The organism is Schinkia azotoformans LMG 9581 (assembly GCF_000307855.1).
GTDB lineage: Bacteria > Bacillota > Bacilli > Bacillales > Bacillaceae_J > Schinkia > Schinkia azotoformans.
Map to the genome: position 1 here is coordinate 1 of NZ_AJLR01000004.1, position 26620 is coordinate 26620.

26 protein-coding genes are annotated in these 26620 nt (G+C 36.1%); 22 read left to right on the forward strand and 4 right to left on the reverse strand.

Annotation, left to right across the window (positions count from 1 at the left end; genetic code table 11):
- Nucleotides 1–65 precede the first annotated feature (65 nt).
- Nucleotides 66–530, reverse strand: a complete 465-nt coding sequence (locus BAZO_RS00020) for a flavin reductase family protein (protein ID WP_003329157.1) — start codon at nucleotides 528–530, stop codon at nucleotides 66–68.
- 288 nt (nucleotides 531–818) lie between these two features.
- Between BAZO_RS00020 and hpaD the strand changes: the two genes are divergently transcribed.
- The 7 genes from hpaD (at nucleotide 819) to BAZO_RS00055 (ending at nucleotide 7164) form a co-directional block, all read left to right on the forward strand.
- Nucleotides 819–1817 carry a 3,4-dihydroxyphenylacetate 2,3-dioxygenase gene (gene hpaD / locus BAZO_RS00025; RefSeq protein WP_003329159.1) on the forward strand — a complete coding sequence of 333 codons (999 nt, stop codon included), beginning with the start codon at nucleotides 819–821 and terminating at the stop codon, nucleotides 1815–1817.
- A 117-nt stretch (nucleotides 1818–1934) separates the two neighbouring features.
- Nucleotides 1935–2768, forward strand: a complete 834-nt coding sequence (locus BAZO_RS00030; RefSeq protein ID WP_003329160.1) for a MerR family transcriptional regulator — start codon at nucleotides 1935–1937, stop codon at nucleotides 2766–2768.
- A gap of 123 nt (nucleotides 2769–2891) precedes the next feature.
- On the forward strand, nucleotides 2892–4319 hold the full coding sequence (locus BAZO_RS00035) for an aldehyde dehydrogenase family protein (protein WP_003329161.1): 1428 nt from the start codon (nucleotides 2892–2894) through the stop codon (nucleotides 4317–4319).
- A 29-nt stretch (nucleotides 4320–4348) separates the two neighbouring features.
- Nucleotides 4349–5143, forward strand: a complete 795-nt coding sequence (locus tag BAZO_RS00040; protein WP_003329162.1) for a fumarylacetoacetate hydrolase family protein — start codon at nucleotides 4349–4351, stop codon at nucleotides 5141–5143.
- The gene (locus BAZO_RS00045) at nucleotides 5140–5880 is read left to right on the forward strand and encodes a fumarylacetoacetate hydrolase family protein (RefSeq protein ID WP_003329163.1); all 741 of its coding nucleotides are present in this window, start codon (nucleotides 5140–5142) and stop codon (nucleotides 5878–5880) included. Before BAZO_RS00040 ends, BAZO_RS00045 begins: the two co-directional genes overlap by 4 nt.
- 132 nt (nucleotides 5881–6012) lie before the next feature.
- On the forward strand, nucleotides 6013–6396 hold the full coding sequence (locus tag BAZO_RS00050; protein ID WP_003329164.1) for a 5-carboxymethyl-2-hydroxymuconate Delta-isomerase: 384 nt from the start codon (nucleotides 6013–6015) through the stop codon (nucleotides 6394–6396).
- A 78-nt stretch (nucleotides 6397–6474) separates the two neighbouring features.
- Nucleotides 6475–7164, forward strand: coding sequence for a GntR family transcriptional regulator (locus BAZO_RS00055; RefSeq protein ID WP_003329165.1), 690 nt, complete (start codon nucleotides 6475–6477; stop codon nucleotides 7162–7164).
- Between the two features lie 174 nt (nucleotides 7165–7338).
- Here BAZO_RS00055 and BAZO_RS00060 read toward each other — a convergent pair whose 3' ends face one another.
- The 3 genes from BAZO_RS00060 to BAZO_RS00070 are packed head-to-tail and all read right to left on the reverse strand — an operon-like array spanning nucleotide 7339 to nucleotide 10301.
- Nucleotides 7339–8526 carry an MFS transporter gene (locus tag BAZO_RS00060; RefSeq protein WP_003329166.1) on the reverse strand — a complete coding sequence of 396 codons (1188 nt, stop codon included), beginning with the start codon at nucleotides 8524–8526 and terminating at the stop codon, nucleotides 7339–7341.
- A 30-nt stretch (nucleotides 8527–8556) separates the two neighbouring features.
- Complete coding sequence (locus BAZO_RS00065; RefSeq protein ID WP_003329167.1) at nucleotides 8557–9054, reverse strand: 3-isopropylmalate dehydratase small subunit; 498 nt, start codon at nucleotides 9052–9054, stop codon at nucleotides 8557–8559.
- A complete protein-coding gene (locus tag BAZO_RS00070; protein WP_003329168.1) occupies nucleotides 9054–10301 on the reverse strand; it encodes a 3-isopropylmalate dehydratase large subunit in 1248 nt (415 codons plus the stop codon). The genes BAZO_RS00065 and BAZO_RS00070 overlap by 1 nt, the downstream gene beginning before the upstream one ends.
- Before the next feature lie 396 nt (nucleotides 10302–10697).
- On the opposite strand from BAZO_RS00070, the gene BAZO_RS00075 reads away from it, so the two are divergent.
- The 15 genes from BAZO_RS00075 (at nucleotide 10698) to BAZO_RS00145 (ending at nucleotide 26614) form a co-directional block, all read left to right on the forward strand.
- The gene (locus BAZO_RS00075; RefSeq protein ID WP_003329170.1) at nucleotides 10698–11474 is read left to right on the forward strand and encodes an IclR family transcriptional regulator; all 777 of its coding nucleotides are present in this window, start codon (nucleotides 10698–10700) and stop codon (nucleotides 11472–11474) included.
- 100 nt (nucleotides 11475–11574) lie between these two features.
- The gene (locus tag BAZO_RS00080) at nucleotides 11575–12357 is read left to right on the forward strand and encodes an ABC transporter ATP-binding protein (protein ID WP_407697182.1); all 783 of its coding nucleotides are present in this window, start codon (nucleotides 11575–11577) and stop codon (nucleotides 12355–12357) included.
- Entirely contained in the window at nucleotides 12354–13199 is an 846-nt protein-coding gene (locus tag BAZO_RS00085; RefSeq protein ID WP_003329172.1) for an ABC transporter permease, read from the forward strand. Before BAZO_RS00080 ends, BAZO_RS00085 begins: the two co-directional genes overlap by 4 nt.
- A 39-nt stretch (nucleotides 13200–13238) precedes the next feature.
- A complete protein-coding gene (locus BAZO_RS00090; RefSeq protein ID WP_003329173.1) occupies nucleotides 13239–14306 on the forward strand; it encodes an ABC transporter substrate-binding protein in 1068 nt (355 codons plus the stop codon).
- Between the two features lie 140 nt (nucleotides 14307–14446).
- Nucleotides 14447–15655 (forward strand): CaiB/BaiF CoA transferase family protein, encoded by a 1209-nt coding sequence (locus BAZO_RS00095; RefSeq protein WP_003329174.1) that lies wholly within the window; start codon nucleotides 14447–14449, stop codon nucleotides 15653–15655.
- A gap of 10 nt (nucleotides 15656–15665) precedes the next feature.
- Nucleotides 15666–16604, forward strand: coding sequence for a hydroxymethylglutaryl-CoA lyase (locus BAZO_RS00100; RefSeq protein ID WP_003329175.1), 939 nt, complete (start codon nucleotides 15666–15668; stop codon nucleotides 16602–16604).
- A 193-nt stretch (nucleotides 16605–16797) separates the two neighbouring features.
- Nucleotides 16798–18837, forward strand: a complete 2040-nt coding sequence (locus BAZO_RS00105) for a methyl-accepting chemotaxis protein (protein ID WP_003329176.1) — start codon at nucleotides 16798–16800, stop codon at nucleotides 18835–18837.
- 85 nt (nucleotides 18838–18922) lie between these two features.
- Complete coding sequence (locus tag BAZO_RS00110) at nucleotides 18923–19657, forward strand: DNA polymerase beta superfamily protein (RefSeq protein WP_411844574.1); 735 nt, start codon at nucleotides 18923–18925, stop codon at nucleotides 19655–19657.
- A gap of 306 nt (nucleotides 19658–19963) precedes the next feature.
- Nucleotides 19964–20425, forward strand: coding sequence for a hypothetical protein (locus BAZO_RS00115; protein ID WP_003329178.1), 462 nt, complete (start codon nucleotides 19964–19966; stop codon nucleotides 20423–20425).
- Between the two features lie 24 nt (nucleotides 20426–20449).
- The gene (gene nosZ, locus BAZO_RS00120) at nucleotides 20450–22300 is read left to right on the forward strand and encodes a Sec-dependent nitrous-oxide reductase (RefSeq protein WP_003329179.1); all 1851 of its coding nucleotides are present in this window, start codon (nucleotides 20450–20452) and stop codon (nucleotides 22298–22300) included.
- A gap of 113 nt (nucleotides 22301–22413) precedes the next feature.
- Nucleotides 22414–22998, forward strand: a complete 585-nt coding sequence (locus tag BAZO_RS00125; protein ID WP_003329181.1) for a hypothetical protein — start codon at nucleotides 22414–22416, stop codon at nucleotides 22996–22998.
- On the forward strand, nucleotides 22977–24377 hold the full coding sequence (gene nosD, locus BAZO_RS00130) for a nitrous oxide reductase family maturation protein NosD (RefSeq protein ID WP_003329182.1): 1401 nt from the start codon (nucleotides 22977–22979) through the stop codon (nucleotides 24375–24377). Before BAZO_RS00125 ends, nosD begins: the two co-directional genes overlap by 22 nt.
- 20 nt (nucleotides 24378–24397) lie before the next feature.
- Nucleotides 24398–24883 (forward strand): nitrous oxide reductase accessory protein NosL, encoded by a 486-nt coding sequence (locus BAZO_RS00135; protein WP_003329183.1) that lies wholly within the window; start codon nucleotides 24398–24400, stop codon nucleotides 24881–24883.
- Entirely contained in the window at nucleotides 24858–25700 is an 843-nt protein-coding gene (locus BAZO_RS00140; RefSeq protein WP_003329184.1) for an ABC transporter permease, read from the forward strand. The genes BAZO_RS00135 and BAZO_RS00140 overlap by 26 nt, the downstream gene beginning before the upstream one ends.
- Nucleotides 25697–26614, forward strand: coding sequence for an ABC transporter ATP-binding protein (locus BAZO_RS00145; protein WP_003329185.1), 918 nt, complete (start codon nucleotides 25697–25699; stop codon nucleotides 26612–26614). The genes BAZO_RS00140 and BAZO_RS00145 overlap by 4 nt, the downstream gene beginning before the upstream one ends.
- Nucleotides 26615–26620 lie beyond the last annotated feature (6 nt).

The following is a 26620-nucleotide window of genomic DNA, read 5'->3' on the forward strand; positions in this document are numbered from 1 at the left end:
CTTTAAAAATCTGAGGCATCTGCCGGAGGCGTTAAGTTTATTCAGCCGATTTTTGCTGAATAAACTTAACCGTTTACAACTTTTCCATATTTTCCTTCGAAATACGTTAGAGGCTCACCATCATTTATTACAAGATCCGTAACTTCACCAATAAATAATGTATGGTCACCCTCAATATATGAAGTTTTTACATTACAAACAATATTTGCTAATGAATCTTTAATTGTGGGCATGTTGTTAATAGTTTCAAAGTTTACTATAAGATCTTCTCTAACTTGACCGGCAAAATGCATCGATAAGTCTTTTTGCTCATCAGATAAAATATTAACGACAAACCGCTTGGAGGTTGTTATTTTTTCCAACATCCTAGCTTTATGGCTAATTGAAATCACAACTAATTTCGGATCCAATGATACGGACATAAATGCGTTAGCTGTCATACCATGTACTACATCATCAGCTTCTGTTGTGATAACTGTAACACCTGTTGCAAATTTGCCCATTGCATTTCTAAACAGACGATCATCCATTTTAGTACCTCCGTATATATTTATTTTTGTTCTATACATCATACTTCAATCTAGTACGCTTTTATTACAAATATATAGGAGTTACTAAAAATTATATATGAAATCATATACGATATCAACATGAATTGAATGCGATTACACAAAGAGGCTGAAAGTTCTGAAAAAACTTTAAAAAACCATTGACTCTCCAGTAACCGGATACTTTATAGTAAAGACATAAATAAATTAATTAATTTTAAACTTTATTAAGTTATTAAATTTAGGAAAAGAAAAAGGGGAGATAAGTAAATGGCAAAGAAAACAGTTGATATCGTTCGTTTTCATCACGCAGAACTTACAGTAACAGATTTGGATCGTGCACGTGAATTTTATTGTAAAGGATTAGGTTTTATTGAAACGGAGTCGGATGCTGAACATATTTATTTAAGGGCTATTGAAGATGCGAACCATCATTGTTTAGTTCTTACTAAAGGAAACCAAGCAAGCTTGAAGCATATTGCTTATCGTGTAGGTAGTGACGAGGATTTAGATGTACTAGATGAATTGTTTACGGAGTTAGGTATGAAAAAAATCTGGATTGGTGCAGGCGAAGAGAAAGGTCAAGGACGCGCATTAAGAATCCAAGATCCAGGTGGCATGCCGGTTGAGTTCTTCTTTGAAATGGATAAAGCAGAAAGAATGCTGCAAAAATACCACTTACAAGGTAATTCTAAAATAAAGCGGATCGACCATGCGAATTGTTTAATTACAAATATTGATGAACTGTATGATTGGTACAGCAAACATTTAGGTTTTAGAACTTCGGAGTTTACTGTAAACGGTTACGAAGAAGATGAGCATATTTGGGCTGCGTGGATGCACCGTAAACCAAGTGTTCACGATTTAGCATTAATTAGTGAAAAAGGTCCAAGATATCACCATACTGGTTTCTGGATGGATGATGCAAAATCAATATTAGATGCTTGTGACCATCTCGCATCATTAGGTTATTATGCACATATTGAGCGCTCTCCTGGTCGTCACGGGACTTCTAATGCATTCTTCGTGTATGTACGTGACCATGATGGAAACAGAATTGAATTATATACGGGTGACTATTTCACAAACGACCCTGACTTTGAACCAATAAAGTGGCATCTTGATGATCCACAACGTGCCACATTCTGGGGTGCTTTGCCGCCAGAAAGCTGGAGAAATGAGGCAGTTCAAGTTGAAGATATTTTAACTGGCCAATTGCTTCCTGTTGAAACTGTGAAAAGATTAGAAAAAGCAGAAAATCAAAATTAATTCCAAATGAACTCCTATCCAATCGGGTGGGAGTTTTTTAATATCATAGAAATGCTCGAAATGTATTACAATAATAACAGAACCGCTTGGTTACTACTTAAATAGTAGGTGTTGTAAATGAGGAATAAGTTTTCAATTGGGCAATTATCAAAACTACATAATATACCTGTAAAAACATTAAGATATTACGACGAAATTGACTTATTTAAACCTATCTATATAAATGAAGAAACTGGCTATCGCTACTATTCCTCCGAACAATTTAAACAACTTGATATTATACATTATTTAAAAACATTAGGAGTTCCTTTGAAAGAGATTAAACAGCAGCTCCAAAGCCGGAATATTATTGAACTTCAAGAGTCATTAAAAAAACATCATGAAACTGTTGAAACTAAAATAAATGAATTAACTCGAATCAAAAAGCGACTTGAAGGAAGAATCAAAGAAATAGATGCAAGTCTAAAAGTAACAAATATAGGTGCACCAACAGTACTAAAAATCCCTGAGAGAACCGTCGTTCAATTACAAGAGAAAATTGGCAGCATCCATGAACTGGAGTTGGCTCTCAGAAAATTGAAAAACGAATTTGGAGTACTTTCCCCTATTTTTCTAGGGAAGGTTGGTTTTACACGGACGATCTCTCAAGTTAAACATTATGATTTTAAAGAATACAACTCCATATTTCTTTTATTAGAAGATGTAGAAGAGCAGGATCTGTTACAAAAAATGAGTAATGTTTTTCCTGAGGGCCATTACGTTTCAATTTTTTATCGAGGAGTTCGGAGTGAAGCTTCTTCCTATTATAAAGTTCTCTTGAATTTCATTAAAGAAAACAATTATGAGATCAAAGGAGAGTTTATCGAGCGGGCGATTATTGACCAATTCCTTTCTAATGATGAGGAAGCCTTTCTTACCGAAATTCAAGTACAGGTAAGTCTTGGGGAGTAAGATTCTTATACTAATCTATAATAATATTACTTGAAATCATATACGATTTGGTATATGATTTACTATATGATTTAGATAAACGATATCAATTTTTTTACAATAATTTAAAAGGAGAGGTAAAAAATGGTCCTTAAGAAAAAGTTGTTTATTAACGGCGAATGGATTGAAGCAAGTTCCTACACTACTTTGACATCTCCATACTCTGAGGAAGTTTTGGCAGAAATTCCTTCCGCAACTGAAAAAGAAGTAAATGATGCGATTGAAGCAGCTTATAATGCTAGAGAAATAATGGCAAAAATGCCTGCTCATAAGCGTGCAGCTATTTTAGAAAAATTAGTTAGCCTGTTCGAAGAGCGTGCTGATGAAGCTGCGAAGATTATTGCTCTTGAAGCAGCGAAACCGATTACAACAGCAAAACAAGAAGTAAGTCGTACAATCGCTACCTATAAATTTGCTGCTGAAGAAGCAAAGAGAATACATGGCGAGACGATTCCATTGGACGCTGCACCTGGTGGAGAAAATCGTATTGCCTACACTGTCCGTGAACCATTAGGCGTAGTTGGAGCGATTACTCCTTTTAATTTCCCTATGAACTTAGTTGCACATAAAGTTGGTCCTGCGATTGCGACTGGAAATCCAATTGTTTTAAAACCGGCTTCACAAACACCGCTTTCTTCCTACTTTTTAGCGGAGTTGCTTGAAGAAGCTGGATTACCTGCGGGAGCATTGAACGTTGTAACCGGAAGCGGTCGTGTGGTAGGAGATAAATTAGTAACAGATGATCGTGTAAAAGTCATTACCTTTACTGGAAGCCCTGCTGTTGGAATCGGCATTCGTAATAAAGCAGGCTTAAAGCGTGTAACTCTTGAACTTGGCTCTAACGCTGCCTTGATTATTGATAATGGTGTTGATCTAGATAAAGTTATTAATAGAACTGTAGTAGGTGCTTTTTCAAACCAAGGCCAAGTATGTATCTCGTTACAACGAATCTACGTACATGAGAATGTGTATGATGCATTTGTAGAAAAATTTGTTGCAGCAACTAAGAACTTAAAAGTAGGAGATCCGCTTGATCCGCAAACAGATGTATCTGCCTTAATTTCTAAGGGTGATGTAGGACGTACATTAGAGTGGATTGAAGAAGCAAAACAGAACGGTGCAGAAATCGCGACAGGTGGTATTGCAGAAGGGAATGTACTTCTTCCAACTGTCGTATTACATGCCGATAAATCACTAAAGGTTTCATGCCAAGAAGTGTTTGCTCCAATCGTTAATATCAATAAAGTAAGCTCAGTAGCTGAAGCAATTGAACTTGTAAATGATTCACGCTACGGTCTACAAGCAGGTATTTATACCGATAACGTTCACACTGCACTTGATGCTGCTGAGAAGCTCCATGTTGGAGGGGTTATGATCAATGACATCCCTACCTTCCGTGTTGATAACATGCCATATGGTGGCGTTAAGGAAAGTGGAGTAGGACGTGAGGGAATTAAATATGCGGTTGAAGAAATGACTGAAATGAAATTAGTCGTATTTAATAGAAATTAATAGCTGATGAATAAAAAGAGGTGAACGTATTGAGTACTGGAAAAGTGAAATTCAGTGGGATTTTACAAGAAGAAACAGTGAACATAGATTATAAGAATCAAATAATTGAAGTAAAAGGAAAAAATGTAAGTTTACAAGAGTTGAACTTGGATGCACCGGTATCGGGTACGATTTATGGTACGTTGTTAAATTATAAAGGTGCGATGGAAGCGTTGGGAGAGGCTGTAAATGAAGACCCATATAAAGCCCCGCCAAAGGCACCAATTCTTTATATTAAACCGGTTAATACTGTAATCGGGTATGGCGCATCCATTCCAATGCCTGCTGGTATAGACCAATTAGAGGTTGGTGCAGCCCTTGGATTAGTAATAGGAAGGAAAGCAACAAGAGTTGCGAAAGCTGAAGCCCTTGATTATATTGCCGGATACACAGTAGTAAATGATGTAAGTGTCCCACATGCGAGCGTATATCGTCCAGCTATTAGTCAAAAGTGCCGTGATGGGTTCTGCCCGGTAGGCCCTTGGGTAATTGACCGAAAGGCGGTAGAAAATCCGGATGCATTAACTGTACGTGTATTCATAAATAATGAATTACGTCAAGAAAATACTACAGCTAACTTAATCCGCTCTGTTTCTCAATTAATGGCAGATGTGACAGATTATATGACACTGAATGAAGGTGACATGCTATTGGTTGGTGTTCCTGAGAATGCGCCATTAGCGAAGGCTGGAGATCATGTACGAATCGAAATTTCCGGGGTAGGTATATTGGAAAATACGATTGTTCACGAAAATGAACTACAAGTTGGGGGTGCAAAAAGATGAAAAAAGCACGTGTAGCTTTTTCTGGTGCAATCCATGAAGCTGTTGAAATAGAAGGCCGTTTGAAACTTGATGATGGCCGCATTGTTGAGGAGCAAGAAGTAGTATGGCTCCCTCCTGTAGAACCGCGTACAGTATTCGCTTTAGGTTTAAACTACGCGGATCATGCTGCAGAATTGGCTTTTAAAGCTCCTACAGAGCCGCTTGTATTTTTAAAAGGTCCTAATACTTTTATTGGACATTTAGGACAAACATTCCGTCCTTCTGAAGTAGCTAATATGCATTATGAATGTGAATTAGCTGTTGTCATTGGAAAACAAGCTAGGAATGTAAAACAAGAAGATGCCTATAATTATGTGGCTGGTTATACTGTTGCCAATGATTATGCTATACGTGATTATTTAGAAAACTATTACCGTCCTAATCTACGAGTGAAAAATCGAGATACATGCACACCGCTTGGACCTTGGCTTGTTGATGCCAAAGATATTGTAGATCCGATGAATTTATCTTTTAGAACATATGTAAACGGTAAAATAACGCAAGAAGGAAATACAAAAGATATGATCTTTAGTATTCCAACCCTAATTGAGTATTTAAGCAGCTTTATGACTCTAGACAAAGGTGACATAATTTTAACTGGAACTCCTGTAGGTGTAGTAAACGTTGAAGTCGGAGATGAAGTCGTTACTGAAATCGATAATATCGGCCGACTAGTCAATACAATTGTTGGTAGGTAACAAAAAGCGCTGGAGCTGGATTATAAAGCGCCAAATTTTATTTACAGCGGTAATTTTCCAGGGATAGGCTGGAAATTACCGCTTGTTTAGTAAGGTGAAATAGTACATAAATAGATAAAAGGAGAGAACAATATGCCTCATATAATCATCGAATATACAAATAATATTAAAGCTGATGCTAATATTCCTGTTTTACTAGAAAGAATTCATGAAGTTATTATTTCAAAAAGCCCTTTATTTCCGATTGGGGGATTACGTTCAAGAGCGATTGAACTCCAAGATTATCGTGTTGCCGACGGCAAGGAAGATGATGCATTTGTTCATGTAATGCTTAAAATTGGAGCAGGCCGCAGTGAGGAAGACAAAAAAGCAATATGTGATGAACTTTTTGAGGTGATAAAGGGTCATTTTACTGAACTTTTTTCGAAACGATATTTGGCCCTATCGATGGAACTAGTGGAGTTTAGCGAATCAGGCACATATAAACATAATAATATTCATAAGCGTTTTAAGTAGTAGAAATGTAGAGTAAAAAATTTAAAAAAGGATAAAAAAACACTTGATATCATATACGATTTGTTATATGGTAAAGCCATGGAAAATAATCAAAACACAAACCAAAACCTAAATCCCAATCCTGCCATGAGTAAAACACAATATGCGTACGAGTTTTTACGATCAAAGATTCTGGACGGCGTCTATGTTCCTGGTCAACGAATTGTCATCGACCAATTGGCTAAAGAGCTTGGAACTAGTACAATTCCAATTCGGGAAGCCATTCGCAACCTGGAGTCCGATGGTTTAATCCAATATAAACCATATAGTGGAGCCATCGTAAGCGTAATCAATGAAACAGAATATGTTGAAGTGCTTTCCGTTATTGCCATTTTAGAAGGATATGCGACGTCTTTAAGTGCTAGACATATAACTGTCCAAAATCTAGAGGAACTACAACAGCTTAATAAACTAATGGCTGAGGCACTGAATAATTTTGAGTTTGAAACGATCAGTCATTATAATCGGAAGTTTCATGCGATTATCTTTGAAAAGTGTGGAAATACCTTTTTGATTGATCAGATTGGACAAGCTCAACAACGGCTCGACCGTTTGCGCCGCTCGATTTTTACAATTGTTCCACAGCGGGCACGCCAATCTATTGAAGAACATGATACTATTTTGAACCTTATTAAAGATAATGCACCATTACATGAGATTGAAGAAGTTGTTCGTAATCACAGAATAAATACATTAATAGCTTTTCAAAATCGAAAAGCTATTAAATAGGATATTATTTAAATTATCTAAGTTCAAATAAAATTTATTTGAACTTTATTTTTTTATCGAAAGTAAGAGATCTGTGTTTAAGTAAATGAAAATAGTACAACTGCTCTAGGATTAAAACTATAAGACAGGCCAAATTTGCGCCTGTCTTTTGTATGAAAAGAATGTATTTTTATTTTAAATAGATTTAACCCGGCTATCTTCCATAACGTCTGTCTTTCGATTATTCTTATTATGACCTGCTATGCCAGTACCAAGTGCAATAACTGTAGAGCTTACTAAAAAAATATAAATCAGTCCAATGAGATTAGCCAGTATGCCAAATATGGCTGGTGTAATAACTTGAGTCAAACGATTTACAGTAAGGCGAATACCTAAAGCTTCAGCCACACGGCCATTTATTGCATTATCAATCGTTAAAGAAATGGATAATGGTTGTCCAATGCCTAATCCAATTCCAAGTATAAAGGCTATTATACAGGCAATAACAATTTGCGGAAAGAATGGTAGTGCAATATACGCTACACAACTAATGATCATGGAGCCGATAAAAACATTAAACGTACCGAATCGATTTGTAATTGGAGCTAGATAAAACCTAATAATTACACTGGCAATTCCGTTTATCGCCAATAATAACCCGATGGTAGAATTGCTATAACCGAATTGTAAACCAAGTAGTGGGAAGAAAGTTAAATAAATGTCTTTTGCAAACAAAATCAGGGCACTAAATAATAATGCTAATCTTAAACTTGGTATCTTTAGTAAATCAACAAAAGTTGATTTAGTTTTTGATGTAGGGATAGGGCTTTTTTTACTTTTAATAGGATATTCATTAGGGACAAGATGTATAATTATACAACTGATGAATCCAATACCCGCTAAAATTAAAAAGGTTATCTGGAAACTAAAAAGATCGGCGATAATTCCGCTAAAAAGAGGCCCGGCCAATGTTCCTACCGCTACTCCAAAACTAAACCATGATACATACTGATTTCTATTTTTCTTCGTTGAAATTCTTCCAATATAGTCCTGTGCAGATAAAATTAAAACGGTCTGTGCTGACCCAGCAATAAGCTGTGATAAGTATAAACCCAAAAAGTTCGGAAAGAAACCAGGTAATACTATACCCAAAACTCCTAAATATCCACCCAATAATAAAGTAATCTTAGAGTTTAGATGATCGATTTTTTTACCAAGTGGAATCGCAAAAAGTAAAGGAATTATAGAAAATAGACTAGTAATTAAACCAATATGATTAATCGATGCTCCTAACTCATGAGCAAATAAGGAGACAGTTGGACGTGTCCCCATAATCATCAAAACATAAATAGTACAGATACAAACTACTTTAAAGACTTTCATCTTAACACCACTTTTTACAAAAGGTATTTTTTAAGATAATTGATATGTTCCTCTCTTCTTAAAATACTGTACTAGCCCGCCATCATTAATAATATCAATCATAACTGATGGCATTTCAGTTCCTTTATGTGTTTCTTCAGTAGTTAGGTTCTTCACTTCACCAGTGCTTAAATTAACTTCCAACTTATCTTTATCATTAATAGTGTGATCCTTAATTTCTAGAATCGGTAAACCGATATTGATAGCATTACGAAAAAAAATTCGGGCAAATGACCGTGCTATAACAACTGATACACCTGCATTCTTTAATGCTAAAGGTGCCTGTTCTCTTGATGAACCGCATCCAAAGTTAGTTCCTGCAACTAAAATATCGCCAGGTACGAGTTTTGAACGAAAATCAGGGTCTAAATCTTCAAAAACATGATCCGCTAATTCTTGCATATTTAATGTTTTGGTATATTTTCCTGGTATTATTCTGTCAGTATCAATATCGTTTCCATAAACATGTGATGTTCCAGTAAAAATCATTATTTTATAGCCCCCTCCAATAGTAATTTTGGATTTGTTATTTTTCCATATAGTGCCGACGCAGCAACCGTTGCTGGGGAAGCTAGGTATACATTTGAATTTCGATTTCCCATTCGTCCTCTGAAATTTCGGTTAGTTGAAGAAATAATGCCTTCTTCATTACCAGGCACACCGAGGTGTGTTCCTACGCAAGGGCCACAGCCGGATGGAAGGAAGGTCGCTCCTGAACGCATTAATGTTTCGGCTGTTCCGTCTTGAACAGCCTTAATATGGACATCCATTGAAGCCGCAGCAATGATCATACGTACATTAGGATGAATCTTTTTACCCTTTAATATTTTAGCGGCTTCATGTAAGTCTTCTAATCTACCATTTGTACAACTTCCTAAAAAAGCTTGATTGATGGCAACTCCTTCTACTTCAGTAATTGGTTTTACATTATCAGGTGAATGAGGGATAGCTACTTGAGGTTCTAGTTGAGAAACATCAAATACATGCACAGAATCGTAGATTGCATCATCATCGGCCTTAATATTTTCAAAATCATAAGGTAGTTTTAGACCATTTGTATCTACAAAACCTGCTTTTGCCCCCATTTCGATTGCCATATTAGCTATTGTTAAACGACTGTCCAAACTTAATTCCTTAATTGCTTCACCTGTAAATTCGATAGCTTTATATGTAGCACCATCGATTCCTAAATGGCCTACTATAAATAAAATTAAATCTTTGGCAGAGACACCAGGTTGTAACGTTCCATTTAATTGTATCTTTATTGTTTCGGGAACCTTAATCCAAGTTTTCCCTGTTAATAGTACGGCTGCTAAATCAGTAGATCCTACACCGGTTGCAAAAGCTCCTAATGCCCCATACGTACATGTATGTGAATCAGCCCCAAGTACCAATTGTCCAGGCTTAACATGTTGATTTTCAACCATCAATTGGTGACAAATGCCATCACCAGCATCATAAAGAATAATACTTTGTTTTTTTGCAAAGTCTCTCATTAATGAATGAAGATTCGCAATACGTTCATTAGGAGCAGGTGCCGCGTGATCGATCACAAATACTACTTTCGAACAATCCCAAACATTAATTCCCCCCATTTCTTTAAAACTTTTTATTGTTAAGGGTGCTGTGGTGTCTGATGCCATAACCATATCAACATCAACGATAGCGATTTGATTTTGAGATATATCTTTACCCGCGTGAGAAGAAATAATCTTTTCGATCATTGTTTGACCCATATTAAAACCTCCTTAAATAAAAACTGTAATCCGTATGGTGGATTTTAAATTCATTCTACGGTACAAAAAAGAAACCTGTCAATGATTATTTAGAAAATTTAGAACATGAATTTAAATGAAAAATTCATGTTTAAAGCAAATAGATAAGGATAAGCGCTGTTTTAGGTCGCGTTTTATGAAAAATCTTATAAAATATTGACATAACCTATTTAAATTTTTAGAATTTTTTGTTGACAACCTTGTTGGATTGTTTTAACATGAAAACAACAAATCGCCAGACGGATTATAAATCCACCAAGCGAAACAAATAAATAAATTATTAAATTTCTATTCCACTATGTGGATTTCTTTAGAAAAATACCATAAACTAAATTTTATAATAGAGGAGGGATATATATGAGTGAAACTGTTCGTTCAGTTGAAAGGGCAATCGATATTTTAACCTGCTTTACAGTAAATGAACCAGTTCTAACAGTACCTGAAATCAGTCAGAAGACGGGGTTAACAAAATCTACAATTTTTCGATTGCTAGCTTCTTTAGAATCAAAGGGAATGGTTGAAAAAATTCATTCTACATATGAATATAAACTCGGTCTTAGATTATTAGATCTTGGAAATGTTGTTCAAAGTTCATTAGAATTAATCGATATTGCAAAGCCAATTATGAAAGAGCTTTCAGATAAAACGAAAGAAACTGTAAATATAAACATTGTTCAAGGAAATCACAGAGTATGTATTGAACGCATTGATGGTAACCAAGCATTGAGGAAAGTTTCAGAAATAGGTAGACTCCTTCCCTTGTCAAAAGGTGCATCTGGGAAGCTTCTACTAGCTTTTTGTGATAATGATAAAGTAATAGAGATATTAAATGAAGAAAGAGAAAATATGACAGTAGAAGAGATGAACAAATTAAAGCTGGAGCTTTTTGAAATAAGGGAAAAAGGGTATGCAGCCAGCTTTAGTGAACGATTAGAGGGGACAGCTTCTGTATCAGCACCAATCAGGGATTATACGGGAAATGTAATTGCAGGTGTTACAATTTCTGGTCCTCTTGTGAGATTTACTGAAGAGAAGGTTCAAAATTTTATAAGTGAAGTTCTTGAAGCAAGTTCCAGAATTTCAAGTGATCTAGGATATACAAAGCCGATTAAGAAAGCTCCTATTTCTACTTGATCCATTGCCTTTTAAAGGGTAGTGGATGGTTAAATGCAAACGATTACAATTATTAGCATGATGACAATAGTGAATAAAAACAAAAAGGATGTAGGGAGGAATGGACTTGATTCAATTTAATAATGTTTCAAAACGGTTTACTAGAGAGGGAAAATCATTTTGGGCGGCTCAAAATATTAATTTGGATATTCAAGAAGGAGAATTCATTACCGTTATCGGCCCCAGTGGATGTGGAAAATCTACAGTTTTAAACATGTGTGCTGGGTTGATGAAATCTAATGGTGGTGAAATTTACTATCGAGGCAAGTTGGTTGAAAAAACAAATACGAATGTGGGCTATATGACACAGAAAGATAACTTATTGCCTTGGCGTACAGTCAAGCAAAATGTAGAAATCGGTCTCGAGATCAAAGGTGTTAGTGCGAAAGAACGTGAAATAGAAAGCGCTAAATATATTGAAATGGTTGGTTTGAAAGGGTTCGAAAAGCATTATCCTCAAGAACTATCAGGTGGTATGCGCAAAAGAGTAAGTCTTGCGAAAATACTTGCTTATCATCCTGAGACATTATTGATGGATGAACCTTTTGGAGCACTTGATGCACAATTAAGATTAATACTCCAAGATAAATTACTCCAGATTTGGAAAGAAACCAAAAAAACAATCATATTTGTTACACATGATTTAGAAGAAGCGATAACACTTGGTGACCGGGTAGCAGTTTTTAGTAAAAGACCTGGAACTATTAAGTTAATTCAAGATGTTAATATACCTCGACCACGGGATACTTTTAATGTCCGCTTCACAGATGAGTTTGCAAATGTTCATGCAAAACTTTGGGAGGCTTTAAAAGAAGAATTTATTGAGGAGGGGAATGTTGGATGAGTGCAACAGTAGCTAACACAAAAGAGTCAAATTTATCAAAAGAACATATTAACTTGGACGATGATGTGAAAATGAACCGGACAAAGGAAAAATTAAAACTTGCGGGTATGCGCTTAGCTTTGCTTGTAACAATTCTAGTAATCTGGGAATTAGTTTCTGGTTCAATAGTAGATAAATTTTGGATCAGCGAACCTAGTGATATATTCCAAACACTATATACTTGGGTACTAGCAGGGGAGTTATTTTTCCACATAGGAATTACAACGCAGGAAATGGTAATAGGTTTTATCATTGGAGCATCCGCAGGAGCGATTTTAGGTTTTATTTTAGGACGCTGGGAGTTTGGGGCGAAACTTTTAGACCCTTTCATTATGGCGCTTTATAGTTTACCGAAAGTTGCATTAGCGCCACTATTTATTCTTTGGTTTGGTATTGGAATTGAAATGAAAATAGTGTTTGCTGCAGTCATTGTTTTTTATCTAGTATTCTTTAATACTTATGCAGGAGTAAAAAACGTTGATAGTGATTTAATAGATAGCATTCGTTTAATGGGTGCAACAGAGAGACAAATTTTGATGAAGGTGACTATCCCATCTGCTCTTAATTGGGTTTTTGTAGGTTTTAAGATGTCAGTACCATATGCATTAATTGGCGCAGTAGTGGGAGAAATCACAGCATCAAACCGTGGAGTTGGATACCTTATCAGCTACTCTGCGGGGCAGTTTGATACTGCTGGAACATTTGCCGCAGTATTAATTCTTATGGTAATGGGAGTAACAGTTAACTTTATAATAGGTGCTGCTGAGAAACATTTTCTACGTTGGAAAATAACAAATAATTAATAAAAAATTTTTTTATATAAAAGAGGAGGAGAAGAGTTTATGCGTAAGAAAAATGTTGTTTTAAGTTTAGTAATTGGGTTAATGCTGTTATTCATTACTGCTTGTGGCGGCGGGGGACAAACTAACCAAAGTAGTACAGAGCCAGCAAAAGAAGGGGATCAAGAACAAGCAGCACCATCAGCAGAAAAACAAAAAGTCACGATAGCTCAAACTACTCACGGGTTTTTATTTGCACCAATCTATGTTGCGGAGCAGAAAGGTTTCTTCGCTGATGAGGGCCTTGATGTAGAAGTAATCATAGCCGGTGGAGGCTCTAAGGTAATGGCGGCTGTTATCGGTGGTAGTGTTGAAATCGGGGGTACTACATTAGGGAATGTAATGGATGCCGCTGAAAAGGGACAAGATGTTCAAATTTTTGCTACATTAATGAACCAGTATGCTTCGAACGTTGTAATTCGTAAAGAGATTGCTGAAGAAAAAGGTATTACTGAAAATTCTTCAATCTCTGAAAAAATTAATGCATTAAAGGGACTAAAAATAGCAATAACATCGCCTGGAAGTTCAAGTGACAAATTAGTCCGTTACCTACTTTCAATGGAAAATATTAATCCGGATAAAGATGTACAATTAGTTCCACTTGGTAAGAGTGAAGCAGTAATACCTTCTTTTAAACAAAAACAAATTGATGCTTTTGCATTTTCTTCACCAACTGCTGATATGGGCGTAATGAATGATGGTTTTATGCTAATTAATTTATCTAAAGGCGATATTAAGGAATTAGACGGATTCCTATATACAGGATTAGTAGCAAAAAAAGATAAAATGGAGTCTAATCCTGAACTATTTGAAAAGATGACACGCGCTATAGCCAAGGCAGAAAATTTTATTAAAACTGATAAAGCTGGATCAAAGGAAATTTTGAAAAAGTCTTTTGAAGACATTGAGGCAAATGTGTTTGATATAGCTTTTGAAAATAATTATCCTGCATTTGCAACTAGCCCAATTGTTACAAAAGAAGGATATGATATGAATATTTCCTTCGAGGGTATTGATGTGCCATATGATCAAGTCGTAAACAACAGTTTTGCTGAAAAGGTACAGCAATAGATCTTAATTTGCTAATAAATGTAAAGTAAGCTATTAAACTAGAAAACACTTACAGATTCTCCTCTTATGTTTTGATCCCCAAACATTGTGCCAGGAACTTGTGAGTGTTTTCTTATCCTATAATGGAGGGAACTACTATTATGAAGAAAACAAACTTTGGTCCCTTATCTGGAGTAAGGATTCTTGACTTATCTACAATGATTGCAGCACCTTTTGGAGCTACCTTATTGGGGGATTTTGGTGCAGAAGTGATCAAAGTCGAAATGCCTGGTAAGGGTGATTCTTTAAGAGGTATGGGTCCATTTCATGGTGATGAACCGTTAAGATGGCCGGGTCTTGCCAGAAATAAAAAATCATTAACTCTAGATTTGCATACAAAAGAAGGAAAAGAAATACTTCGTAAATTAGCTAGAGCTTCAGATGTAGTAATTGAAAATTTCAGACCAGGAACGTTGGAAAAATGGGGTATTGGCTACGAACAATTAAAAAAAGAAAATCCAAATCTTATTATGACCCGTGTTACGGGATATGGGCAAACCGGTCCTAATGCCCCAAAGGCTGGATTTGGTACACCTGCAACAGCATATAGTGGATTTACGTATTTGCACGGATACGAAGACCGACCTCCAATTAGTCCTTCTTTTTCATTAACGGATTATATTACAGGGATTTATGTAGCTTTTGCAACTGTTACAGCATTATATTATCGTGATACAAATGAGGAAGGAACAGGGCAGTACATTGATATAGGCCTTTATGAATCAGTTTTCAGATTGATGGAGTTCTTGGTTGCGGAATATGACCAAAACGGAACAATTAAAGAACGTTCACCGGGGTTAAGTGGACATTCCAGTCCTGCTGGTACTTTCCAGACTAAAGATGGATACTGGATAGTACTTGTGACTAGCTCTGACCGAACATTTGAAAGACTTGCACATGCGATGAATAGAGCTGATATGTTGGAGGATGAAAGATTTTATACTAACTCAGTACGATTACAAAATTTTGATTTAACAAATGGAATTGTAGCGGATTGGGTAAAAACTTTTAATCGTGATGATTTGCAAAAGTATTTAGATGAACATGGTGTTCCTATTAGCCCAATTTACAGCATTAAGGATATATTTGAAGATGAACATTATAAACAAAGAGAAAATATCATAGAAGTAGATCATCCACGCCTGGGGAAGGTAAAAATGCCGGGAATTGTACCGAAATTCTCTGAAACGCCAGGAGCGGTTCGTAATGTAGGACCGGATTTGGGTGAGCATAACAATGAAATTTTGTGTGAGTTACTAAATTATAGCGAAGAAGAGATTGCTAAATTAAAAGAATCCAAGATTATTTAAGGAGGAATCTATGAACATTCCTAAAGAAATAATAATAACTGAAGTTTGTCCACGGGATGGTTTTCAAAGTTTGCCTGAAATCATATCAACAGAGGATAAAATAGAAATTATTAATCAATTGATGAATTGTGGTTATAGTCAAATTGAGGTTACATCTTTTGTTCATCCTAAAGCTATCCCTCAGTTAAAGGATGCTTCAGAAGTGTTAAATGGAATCAATCGTAGAAAGGATGTTAAGTTACGAGCTTTGGTTCCGAACCTAAAAGGTTTAGAAAGAGCAATAGAGGCCGGGGTGGATAAGGTGAAGTTAATGTTATCCGCTACTGATTCACACAGTCTCAGTAATGCAAATAGAAAAACTTTCGATGCTATGAAAGAATTTGAACCGCTAGTCACCCGTGCACAGCATTCATCAATCATCGTTTCTGGGTCTATTTCGGTTATATTTGGCTGTCCGTACGAAGGTGATGTTCCAATTGAAAGAATTTCAGAGATTTGTAAGAGATATATTGATCTAGGAATTTACGATATCTCTCTAGCTGATACAACTGGTATGGCAAATCCGGTAAAAGTAAAAAGAATTGTCGGCCAAATTAGGGATCTATATCCTGAACTAAAATTCTCGATGCACCTCCATAATACTCGCGGCATGGCTTTTGCAAATGCTGTGGCAGGTTTTGAAGAAGGAATAACGGATTTTGATAGTTCAGTTGCAGGGCTTGGCGGTTGCCCTTATGCCCCAAATGCAAGTGGAAACATTGCATCTGAAGACATTATTCATGGATTTGAGGAAATGGGGGTCCAAACTGGAATTGATTTAGACAAGGTAATATTAATTGGTAAAGCACTCCAAGAAAGATTTCCGGTATACTCAAATAGCTTTATATTGAAAGCAGGGAAATGTTCAGATCTACATTTAGCACCGAAATGTCAAGAAAAAATTGGTTAAGAAAAGGATAGTTGGTTAATGCCAGCTATCCTTTTCTTATGGGAGTGAAGCCTTCTAATTACTTTCACAAATAAAAAATTATAAAAATATAGAAAAAAATTGAATTAACGACATATCTATTATAAAATTTATAATATTAAGTAAATTGGAAGAGCTTTAAAATAAAGAAAAAATATTTTATGAGGTAGAGTGTATGACTATACAAAAAAAAATATTAGGAATTATTATCACTGCAGTTATCGGATTAGCGTTATTACTAGGTGCCGTCTTTTATGCGTTTAATAGGCTGGGTGTTATGGATGAAAAAATTGAACGCGTTATTCAGGCAGTAGGGTTGGGAAAGGATATTATAATTCACGCTAACCAAGCGCGGGTTAATGAAACGGAATTTTTACAATCATTTGATGAAGAAAATGTAAAACTCGTGGAACAGGAGATTACACAGCTTAAATCAACAGTTGAAACACTTGGTCAATTGAGTGATGAAGAGAAGATTAAGGATAGTACTCGTATGCTGCTTCAATTTTCCACGATGTATGATAGTCGTTTCCGGGAGCTAGTCAATAGGCAACAAGAATTAGGCTATAATCCGACTTCTGGTATGAAAGGAAAACTAAATGAGGCCGCCGGTAAATTAGAGTCGGCGATCAAGGCAAAAGGCGATTCAAAAGCAGTTCAGTTATATCAAGCGCTCCGAATGATTGAAAAAGATTTTATCGCTGATCACATACCTGTAAATGAATATTCTAAACTTTCACAGGAGCTTACTAATCACATCGCAACAAATGCAAATTACTCAAGTAGTGATAAACAGCTACTTGATAACTACCTTTATGCATTTATGGAGGTTCAACGACTAATCATAAGCCAAATCTCTTCATCGAATACATTTCAAACAATAATATCTGATTTGAATAAAGAAGTTCAATCAGTAAACGAAGTGTTGGCTGAAGAGAATAATGAGATTCTTCAATACAAAGAAAAGCAAATGAATTTGCTAATCATTATTATGATTAGTATAAGTGCTGGCGTGCTGTTTATCCTTCTTTTATTAGGTTATCTAATCTTTAAATCGATTTCAAAATCGGTCATGGATCTTCACAGTGGGGCTGAAATTATCGGGAAGGGTGACTTAACCCATCGTGTTGTTGCAACATCTAAGGATGAAATAGGAAAAGTAGCAAACGCATTCAATCAGATGGCGGATAATGTTCAAACATCTTTACAAAAAGTGAAACAGGCAGCTGAACAGCTATCTTCTTCTTCAAATGCATTGTCTACCTTATCTGATCAAACTGCCACACAGACTTATGAGGTAAATGAAGCCATTGAACAAATAGCTTCTGGGGCCCAAAAGCAATCGAATGATATAGATTTAGGCTCAAGATTAATAGAGGAAATTTTAACCCAAATAAATAATGTTAATGATCATGCTGAACAAATTACTCACCAAGCAAAAACAACAAGTGAAAAAGGTCAAATTGGGATTAAAGTTGTAAATGAGCTCGACCATACTTCGAAAGAATATACTGATCTTGCCCAAACCCTAATTAATAGTGTTCAGGAGGTTGCAGATCAGTCGTACCAAATTTCAAAAATTCTAGAGACAATAAGAGAGATTTCAGAAAACTCAGGGTTGCTTGCCCTAAACGCTGCAATAGAGGCTGCTCGGGCTGGGGATGCTGGGAGAGGATTTTCAGTTGTTGCTAATGAAGTAGGCAAACTGGCTGAGAAAACAAAACAAGAAACAAATAATATTCAAGAAGTCATTGCCACCATTAACGAAAAAATTGCCATTTCAACGAGGGAAGCTGAAAAGCTGGAAATCTATAATGCAAAGCAAAAAGATTCGGTTCTTCATACACTTAACTCTTTTGACGACATTGTAAATCAAGTTGCTGTCATTGATGGAAGTACAGTGGAAATCCGTCGAGCCTTGGAAACGGTAAATAAAACTTCGCAAGATTTGTTCTCGGCTATGCAAGAAATAAGCGCTGTTTCCCAAGAATCAGCAGCATTTAGTGAAGAAGTATCGGCAAGCAGCGAAAATCAAATTCAAGCAATCGAAGAGGTTAACCGATCTGCTGCTGATCTGTTAAAACTATCTAAAATTTTATTTGAGGAAGTTAATAAGTTCCAATTAGAGAATAGCAGTTTTGTGAAAGATGAAAATTTAGATGATAATTCAGAAGAAAGTTCGATCGAAATAGAGGAGAAGGAAATTAGAGATTAAATTAGGTATGGGTGGGGAGTCTAAAATGACTCTCTATTTTTTTTGGACAAAATAATGGAATAAATGTAAAGCTTATGATGTGGGAGTGATATTTTTGTCAAAAAGAAAACTCTGTTTCAAAGCGCTGGTAGGTAGCCATAATTATAATTTGAATAATGAATTTTCAGATAAGGATTATAAAATATTTTTCTATCCTAATTTTGATGATCTTTACGAAGGCGGCCAATATTCGAAAGCCTTTGTTAGTGATGATGAAGATATTGAATACCACGATATCCGAAAACTGCCGAATTTACTATATAAATCAAATGTAAATTTCATGGAAGTTCTTTTTTCAGAAGAATATGAAGTCTACGATCAGGAGCTATATTCCAAAATTATTGTGTTACGAGATGAACTTGCAAAAATGAATTTACCTTACCTTTATGATGCTTGCCTTGGTATGTATATGCAGAAAATGAAAGAATTTAATCGGGATAAAGGAAAGGAGCTTCCTGGTAAAACTTATAAACATGCGATGAGTTCTTATAGAATACTTGATTTTTTAGACCGGTATCAAAAATTCTCATTTAGCTCATTCAAACAAGCGATGCAGTATGACGCAAAAGACCCTGTGCGGGAGTTACTATTAAATATCCGTTTAGGCGAATACGGCTTTGATCAACTTAAAGAGATGATTCGTAAAAAGGAACAAGTGATTAGAGCGCTTGAAGATGTATATAAATCGGTCGAGGTTAATGTGACACTAAAAGAAAAGTTTGAGCAATTGATTAAAGTAAGTGTGAAGACCGTATTGATTGAATCGTTTAATGGGGGCTGATTGGCTATGCCCCCACCCCGAATAGAACCATCTCCATCTTCCAAAAACTCAGCACAAATAGGTACGACAACACCATTTCATCACAATTTCAACACAATTCCAACATAAATTAATTGAAATTTTAACACAATTCTGACAAAAACTGTACAAATTCGACACAGTATTTCGTGATTTGTATCACGGTTGCGGGATACGTCCATTGGTATCGTTGAAATATGCAGAAATTGTGCAGATAATGTGCAAGGTTTGCGAATTTTTACTTTAATGTTTTCTCAAAGAAATTAAAGAGAGAGGGAGGGGAGATTTATGAATAAGGTTTTTCGGTGGATACTCTTTTTAGTGGTTGGAATTGTAGTAGGATTTATGGTTTCTTTATTATTTAATAATGACAAGCAAGTAGCAACAACTGAACCACCGCCACAGACAGAAAGTACAAATTCTTCGGAAGCAGCTGATGTGACAGATAAAACAGCTGAACAAACTACAGAAACGGCACAACCTAATCTAGCAGAGCACACTGATAATATCCTGGTACAAAAAGGATGTATTGCCTGCCATGCTGTAAGCCCGATCGGTGCTAAAGGAAATGGAACAGCGCCAGATTTAGCGATTGCTTATGGTGATGTAAAGAATCGATTTGGTAAATCATTAGAGGAATTTTTAGAAGAACCGGAAGGAACGATGTCAGCGGTTTTTGGAACTACACCGCTAACAGATGAGGAAAAAGAGAAGGTTATTAGTATTGTAAAAGAATACAGTGAGCAATAAAACTACGGAGGAGGAGTATAGGTAATGAAATTTGGTAAATGGTATGTCCCTATGGTTATCGGGATTATTGCAGGTATGGTTGCCGGAAATATTGTGATCCAACCTGATGGCCCTGCCCCAACAATGAGCAGTTCGCAAATTGCATCTGCCCAAAATAAAGCATTTGTGCCGCCAGGGCAGCACGATGAATACTATATGTTTTCATCAGGCGGTCACTCTGGACAAATGTTTGTTATCGGGGTGCCATCATTACGAAGAATTCGTACAATTCCAGTATTTTCCCCAGACTCAGCTACAGGGTATGGATATGATGAACGTACGAAAGAGTTGATGGGTGGCTTTACATGGGGTGATGCCCACCATCCGTCATTAAGTGAGACAAATGGTGATTATGATGGCAGATTTGTTTTTATAAATGATAATGCAAACAATCGTGCAGCGATGATTAACTTAAAAACGTTCCATACAGAACAAATTATTGGACCAATTCCGAATATCATGGGTCCACACTCCGCCGTATTCGTAACACCGAATACTGAATATTTTATGATGGGTACGAGATTCTCTGTCCCAATGGATGGTTCTTATAAAGAGCTTGAACAGTATAAGGAGTCCTATAATGGTGCACTACAGGCAATTAGTGTTGATCAAAAAACAGGTCATATGACACCTGCTTGGCAATTAAAGCTGCCACCATGGAACTTTGACCTATCTGATGCAGGTAAAGGTCCTTCAGACGGATGGGCATTTTTAACAACATATAATACAGAAGAGGCGACCCATTTACTAGAAGTAAATGCTTCGAAAAATGAAACAGACTATATTCTTGCAATCAATTGGAAAGCTGCTGAGCAGGCAGTTAAGGATGGCAAGTTCGAAGAAGTAAACGGCCAAAAAGTCATTGATCCTGAGAAAGCCCCAGGAATCGTTTATGCAGTAGCCGCTGCAAAAAGCCCGCACGGTGTAGACGTTACGCCTGATGGAAAATACTTTGTTGGAAATGGAAAACTGTCACCAATTGTAACAGCGTATGATTTTGAAAAGTTTAAGCAAGCCGTTGAAAATAAAGATTTTACTGACGAGGTAAGAGGTATTCCTGTTGTCAATTATAATTCTGTCATGGCAGCAGAAGTTGAAGCAGGACTCGGACCATTGCATACACAATTTGGAACAGATGGCTATGCCTACACAACAAACTTCGTTGAAAGTACCGTTGCAAAATGGAAAATTGGAGAATGGAAGGTTCTTGATAAGGTAACCGTTCATTACAGCCCTGGACATGGCTCTGCTGCTGAAGGGGATACGGTAAGCCCGGATGGAAAATACTTTGTGGCATTGAATAAGTTAGCTAAGGACCGCCACTTGCCAGTTGGACCATCACATCCTGAAAATATGCAATTAATCGATATTGAGGGTGACAAAATGGAAATTATCAATGAAGCACCAATTGATCCGGAGCCACACTACGCCCAAATTATTAAGGCAGACAAAATTAATCCGGTGAAGATTTATGAAAAAGATGAAAACAATCCTGATGCTATTTGGTCTGAGGAAGATGCAAGAATTGAGAGAAATGGAAATAAAGTGACTGTTTATGGAATTGCCGTGCGCTCACGTTTTTATCCTGATGAAATTAAAGTGAATGAGGGCGATGAAGTTACAATTCATTTAACTAATATCGACCTTGACCAAGACATCACGCATGGATTTGGTATTAACTTATATGACATTAACTTTGAGGTTCAACCAGGTCAAACAAATACAATTAAGTTTAAAGCAGACAAGCCAGGGGTATTCCCATTCTACTGTACAAACTTCTGTTCAGCGCTTCACCAAGAAATGCAAGGTTATATGTTAGTTAAACCAAAAGAATAGTAAGAAAAGCTTAAAGCTAGTTAAGCGAAGTATACGAGTCGCTGGGCGCTGGAGCTAGACAATATTTTAGGGAGGAGACATCCTCCCTTTTACTGATAACTGGAGGAGTCAAAATGAAAACTTCAAAAAAATTATCCATCATAAGCCGAGTATTGATTATTACAGGAGCTGTTCTTTTGGGCATTTCCTCCTTATTGCCATGGTGGGGCTTAGATTTAGAAGCACCACAATATCCAGAAGGTCTCGCAATTATTGTCCATCCATCGAAACTATCTGGTGAAATTGATATTCTGAATAACTTAAATCACTATATTGGCATGGAAGAAATCAGTGAAGAAGGATTTCCTGAACTTCAATATATTCCTTTTATCATTTGGGGAATTGTGATATTAACAGCCTTAACAGCCATTTTTGGATATAAAAAACTAGCCTATCTTGTTTGTCTTTTATTCGTAGTCGGCGGCGCACTAGGTATGTATGATATGTATCATTGGCTTAATACATTTGGAACAAATTTATCTCCAGATGCACCAATTAAAGTAGACCCATTTGTACCACCTGTTGTTGGGGATAATACACTTGCTAACTTTACAACTTATAGTTCATTTCGAAGTGGCTTTTACTTCCTTGTGTTGAGCGCCATTGGTGTATTCCTCGGCACATGGGGTGAAAAATTATGGGCAAAAAAGTCAGCCTGATTTCTGTATTTTTTTCAATCCTAATTTTTTGCCTCATGGATGGACAAAGCTATGCAGCAGAACTTGAGGTTGGAAAAGATAAATCGTGCGAAACTATTTCTGATGCAGTAGAACAGGCTAAAAATGGCGACATCATTAAAGTCTACCCTGGTAACTATAAGGAAAAGCTAGAAATTATTAAATCTATAACATTGGAATCTATTGAAAAACATAAAGCCATTATTGAAGGCGACAAGCAAAAACATGTCATTACGATTAAAAGTCCAAATGTTGTCATCAACGGTTTTACAATTAAGGGTAGCGGTGATAATTTCCTTGATAATGATGCGGGAATATTAATTGATCAAAAGAATGATGCAAAAATCATGAATAATGTATTTGAAGATGTATTATTCGGCATTTATATTGATAGTTCGGAAGGTAATTTAATAAAAGACAATGAAATACATGGTTTGAAAGATAAGAAGTTTTCGGAACGTGGGAATGGATTTCATTTTTTTAATTCAAAAAATAATACAATTGATGGAAATGTAATTACAGATGTCCGGGATGGTATGTATTTTGACCATTCAGACAAGACCATTGTTACTAATAATAAAATAAGTGGTATCCGTTATGGGTTGCACTATATGTGGTCCAATGACAATAGCTTTAAAAACAATTATTTTAGTAACAATGTTTCCGGTGCCGCTATCATGTTTTCGAAAAGGATTAACATGGAACAAAATATTTTTGAAAACAATCGGGGCTACAGGGCATTTGGGATGTTTTTTCAAACAGTAGAAGATAGCATCGTTGAAAATAATTTGTTTTTTAATAATTCGATTGGCATTAATTCGGATTTATCGAGAGGTAACATCTTCAGGAAAAATACCATCATTCAGAATGATATCGGAATGGAGGTTCTCGGTAGTAACTGGGATGATGTTATCTATGAAAATAGCTTTATTGATAATCTTCAGCAGGTGTTGGTTAATGAAATAACAATAAATGATCAATGGTATTACGGAAATAGAGGAAACTATTGGAGCGATTATTCAGGAATTGATATTGAAAAAGATGGAATTGGCGACAACGCGCATCATTCAGGATCGGCTTTTGAGTTTTTTATGTATAAATACCCTCATTTTCGTTTGTTTGTTGAAAGTCCAACTGCTAAAATGCTGCAGACGGTGGATAAAATGTTTCCGGTCATTGAACGGGCTGAAGTTGTTGATCCTTTTCCACTTTTAGAGGATCTAAACTCTAGAGCATTTTTAGAAGGTATGGAAACTGAAACAAGTAAAAAAGCTGGAATGATTACCTTTTTAGTTTCACTTGTAGTTGTTCTTCTCAGCATTCGTTTATTAGTACGCCTATCTACTCGTTTTGGCAGATGATTTTGAATGGGGTGAATCGCATGGGTAAACACATTTTAAGAAATTTCTTTTCTCTTTTTCTACTCGTTTTGCTGCTTGCTTCTTGCGGACAGGTAGGAACCATTATGCCCGAGGCCATTGATGAGGAGGTAGATATTTGTGAGGCTTGTACAATGATGGTGCAAGATAACCAGTTTAGTACCCAAATTGTCACGCCTAGCGGACAAATTTCTAAATTCGATGATATTGGCTGTATGACCATGTATATAAATGATAACCTGCCAGTTGGACAACCATATGTCAGAGATTTTTATAGCAGAGAATGGGTGCAAGTTGAGGATGCAGCGTTTGTCTTTACAGACGAAGTCGAGACGCCCATGAATTATGGTTTCCTTGCTTTTTCAAGTCATACAAATGCAGAGAAATTTTTAGCGGAATCCAGTGGTGAAAAGATGTTGTGGAATCAAGTGAAAGAGAAAATAAAAGAGCGGAGCAGTCATAATGAGAATGAACATACACACAATTAAAGTGCTCATTGAAAAGGAATTGCTGGATTCCATTCGTAATCGCTGGTTTTATACATTTTTAGTTATTTTTATGGTGCTTTCTTTTTCTATCATTTACATGGGGATTATAAAAAGTACCGGACTAGGGTTTGAAAGCTTTAATAAGACAACGGCCAGTTTACTCAACTTAATTCTCTTTCTAATTCCGATGATTACGCTTTTATTGGGTAGTACGTCTATAAGTGGGGAGCGGGAACACGGAACGATGAACTTAATGCTATCGAAACCAATTAGTGCTGTTGAATTTATAGTTGGGAAATATTGTGGAATGGCCACCGCTTTAATTCTCACCATTACTGTTGGCTTTGGTCTGATGGGGATGGTTGTTGCTTTTAAAGTATCGATTGCAGATGCAAAGTCATATTTAATTTTCGTCATGTTATCGATTCTCCTTGTATTATCGTTTTTAAGCATATCGATGCTAATTTCTGTACTTGCAAAGAAAAGAATAACAGCCATTATTGTAAGTACCATTATTTGGTTTTTCCTTATCCTTATTTACGATTTACTCGTCATGGCAGCCGCTAATCTGTTTGAAGGTACTTCTATGGCGATGTTTCTGCTAATCTCGATTCTATTCAATCCAACTGATTCGGTGAGAACGTTGGCAATTGTAAATTTAGGAGGAGAAACGATCTTTGGACCAAGTTTAGTGGAGTTAACACGGATGATTACCAATGTTTCAAGTGAAATACTGCTTACGGGTGGAATATTCGCATGGATCATCATTCCGCTTCTATTAACAGTGTTTTTCTTTAAAAGGAGCGTGTTGAAATGACAGACCCTATCGTTTGTATTACTAATGTAAAAAAAATATATGGAAAAAAGGAAGTAGTAAAAAATATAAGCTTAAGTATAAATCAGGGTGAAATTTTTGCTTTATTAGGTCATAACGGTGCAGGTAAAAGTACACTGATTAAAATGCTGACGGGTTTAATCCAAAAAAGCTCGGGTCAAATTAGCATAAATGGAATTGATGTAGCCCCATTTCAAAAAAATGCAAAACAACAATTTTCCTATTTGCCGGAAATTATGGCCTTGTACCCACATCTGACAGCAAAAGAAACGCTTCATTTTTTTGCGGAGCTTCAGAACATTCCGGAGAAAAATGAGGATGAGGTGCTGGAAATTGTCGGTTTAAGTGATTATAAAAATCAGAAAGTAGGCGATTTTTCAAAGGGAATGACGCAGAGGATTGGATTTGCCATCGCCCTTTTACCGAAATCACCTTTGTTAATTTTAGATGAACCAACATCAGGGTTGGATCCATTTTGGGCTATTCAATTCAAAAAAGTTATCAAACATTTAAATGAGGAAGGAACAACAATTGTTTTCGCATCCCATATTTTAAGTGAAGTAGAGGATTTGGCTGACCGGGTCGGAATTATGAGTGACGGCGAACTAGTTGCACTTGGCAATATTCAAGATTTAAAAAGAAATGCTAAAGATGAAGTGAAAATAAAGGTTTCATTTAAGGGGATACAAGATGTGGCAGAACTAACAAATAAATTGAGTTATCCAATTGAAGTGCAAAAGGATTCCTATATTTTGTCATGTACTTATGATGAAAAATTGGAAGCCTTGAAAGCTTTACAATCGTTCGAAAATATAAAGGATATTGAAATAAAAGAGGTTACATTAGAGGATATTTATCACGAAATTTTAACTAAGAGATACGCAATGAATGCATAAATTGAA

Bases quoted from the DNA above. Each gene is read 5' to 3' on its own strand.
- BAZO_RS00145 (WP_003329185.1), top strand. From the start codon at position 25,697: ATGACAGACCCTATCGTTTGTATTACTAATGTAAAAAAAATATATGGA.
- BAZO_RS00060 (WP_003329166.1), bottom strand. From the start codon at position 8,526: ATGAAAGTCTTTAAAGTAGTTTGTATCTGTACTATTTATGTTTTGATG.
- BAZO_RS00100 (WP_003329175.1), top strand. From the start codon at position 15,666: ATGAACATTCCTAAAGAAATAATAATAACTGAAGTTTGTCCACGGGAT.
- BAZO_RS00090 (WP_003329173.1), top strand. From the start codon at position 13,239: ATGCGTAAGAAAAATGTTGTTTTAAGTTTAGTAATTGGGTTAATGCTG.
- BAZO_RS00140 (WP_003329184.1), top strand. From the start codon at position 24,858: ATGAGAATGAACATACACACAATTAAAGTGCTCATTGAAAAGGAATTG.
- BAZO_RS00020 (WP_003329157.1), bottom strand. From the start codon at position 530: ATGGATGATCGTCTGTTTAGAAATGCAATGGGCAAATTTGCAACAGGT.
- BAZO_RS00065 (WP_003329167.1), bottom strand. From the start codon at position 9,054: ATGATTTTTACTGGAACATCACATGTTTATGGAAACGATATTGATACT.
- BAZO_RS00030 (WP_003329160.1), top strand. From the start codon at position 1,935: ATGAGGAATAAGTTTTCAATTGGGCAATTATCAAAACTACATAATATA.
- BAZO_RS00035 (WP_003329161.1), top strand. From the start codon at position 2,892: ATGGTCCTTAAGAAAAAGTTGTTTATTAACGGCGAATGGATTGAAGCA.
- nosD (WP_003329182.1), top strand. From the start codon at position 22,977: ATGGGCAAAAAAGTCAGCCTGATTTCTGTATTTTTTTCAATCCTAATT.
- nosZ (WP_003329179.1), top strand. From the start codon at position 20,450: ATGAAATTTGGTAAATGGTATGTCCCTATGGTTATCGGGATTATTGCA.
- BAZO_RS00085 (WP_003329172.1), top strand. From the start codon at position 12,354: ATGAGTGCAACAGTAGCTAACACAAAAGAGTCAAATTTATCAAAAGAA.
- BAZO_RS00095 (WP_003329174.1), top strand. From the start codon at position 14,447: ATGAAGAAAACAAACTTTGGTCCCTTATCTGGAGTAAGGATTCTTGAC.
- BAZO_RS00115 (WP_003329178.1), top strand. From the start codon at position 19,964: ATGAATAAGGTTTTTCGGTGGATACTCTTTTTAGTGGTTGGAATTGTA.
- BAZO_RS00055 (WP_003329165.1), top strand. From the start codon at position 6,475: ATGGAAAATAATCAAAACACAAACCAAAACCTAAATCCCAATCCTGCC.
- BAZO_RS00050 (WP_003329164.1), top strand. From the start codon at position 6,013: ATGCCTCATATAATCATCGAATATACAAATAATATTAAAGCTGATGCT.
- BAZO_RS00135 (WP_003329183.1), top strand. From the start codon at position 24,398: ATGGGTAAACACATTTTAAGAAATTTCTTTTCTCTTTTTCTACTCGTT.
- BAZO_RS00045 (WP_003329163.1), top strand. From the start codon at position 5,140: ATGAAAAAAGCACGTGTAGCTTTTTCTGGTGCAATCCATGAAGCTGTT.
- BAZO_RS00080 (WP_407697182.1), top strand. From the start codon at position 11,575: ATGGACTTGATTCAATTTAATAATGTTTCAAAACGGTTTACTAGAGAG.
- hpaD (WP_003329159.1), top strand. From the start codon at position 819: ATGGCAAAGAAAACAGTTGATATCGTTCGTTTTCATCACGCAGAACTT.
- BAZO_RS00105 (WP_003329176.1), top strand. From the start codon at position 16,798: ATGACTATACAAAAAAAAATATTAGGAATTATTATCACTGCAGTTATC.
- BAZO_RS00075 (WP_003329170.1), top strand. From the start codon at position 10,698: ATGAGTGAAACTGTTCGTTCAGTTGAAAGGGCAATCGATATTTTAACC.
- BAZO_RS00070 (WP_003329168.1), bottom strand. From the start codon at position 10,301: ATGGGTCAAACAATGATCGAAAAGATTATTTCTTCTCACGCGGGTAAA.
- BAZO_RS00125 (WP_003329181.1), top strand. From the start codon at position 22,414: ATGAAAACTTCAAAAAAATTATCCATCATAAGCCGAGTATTGATTATT.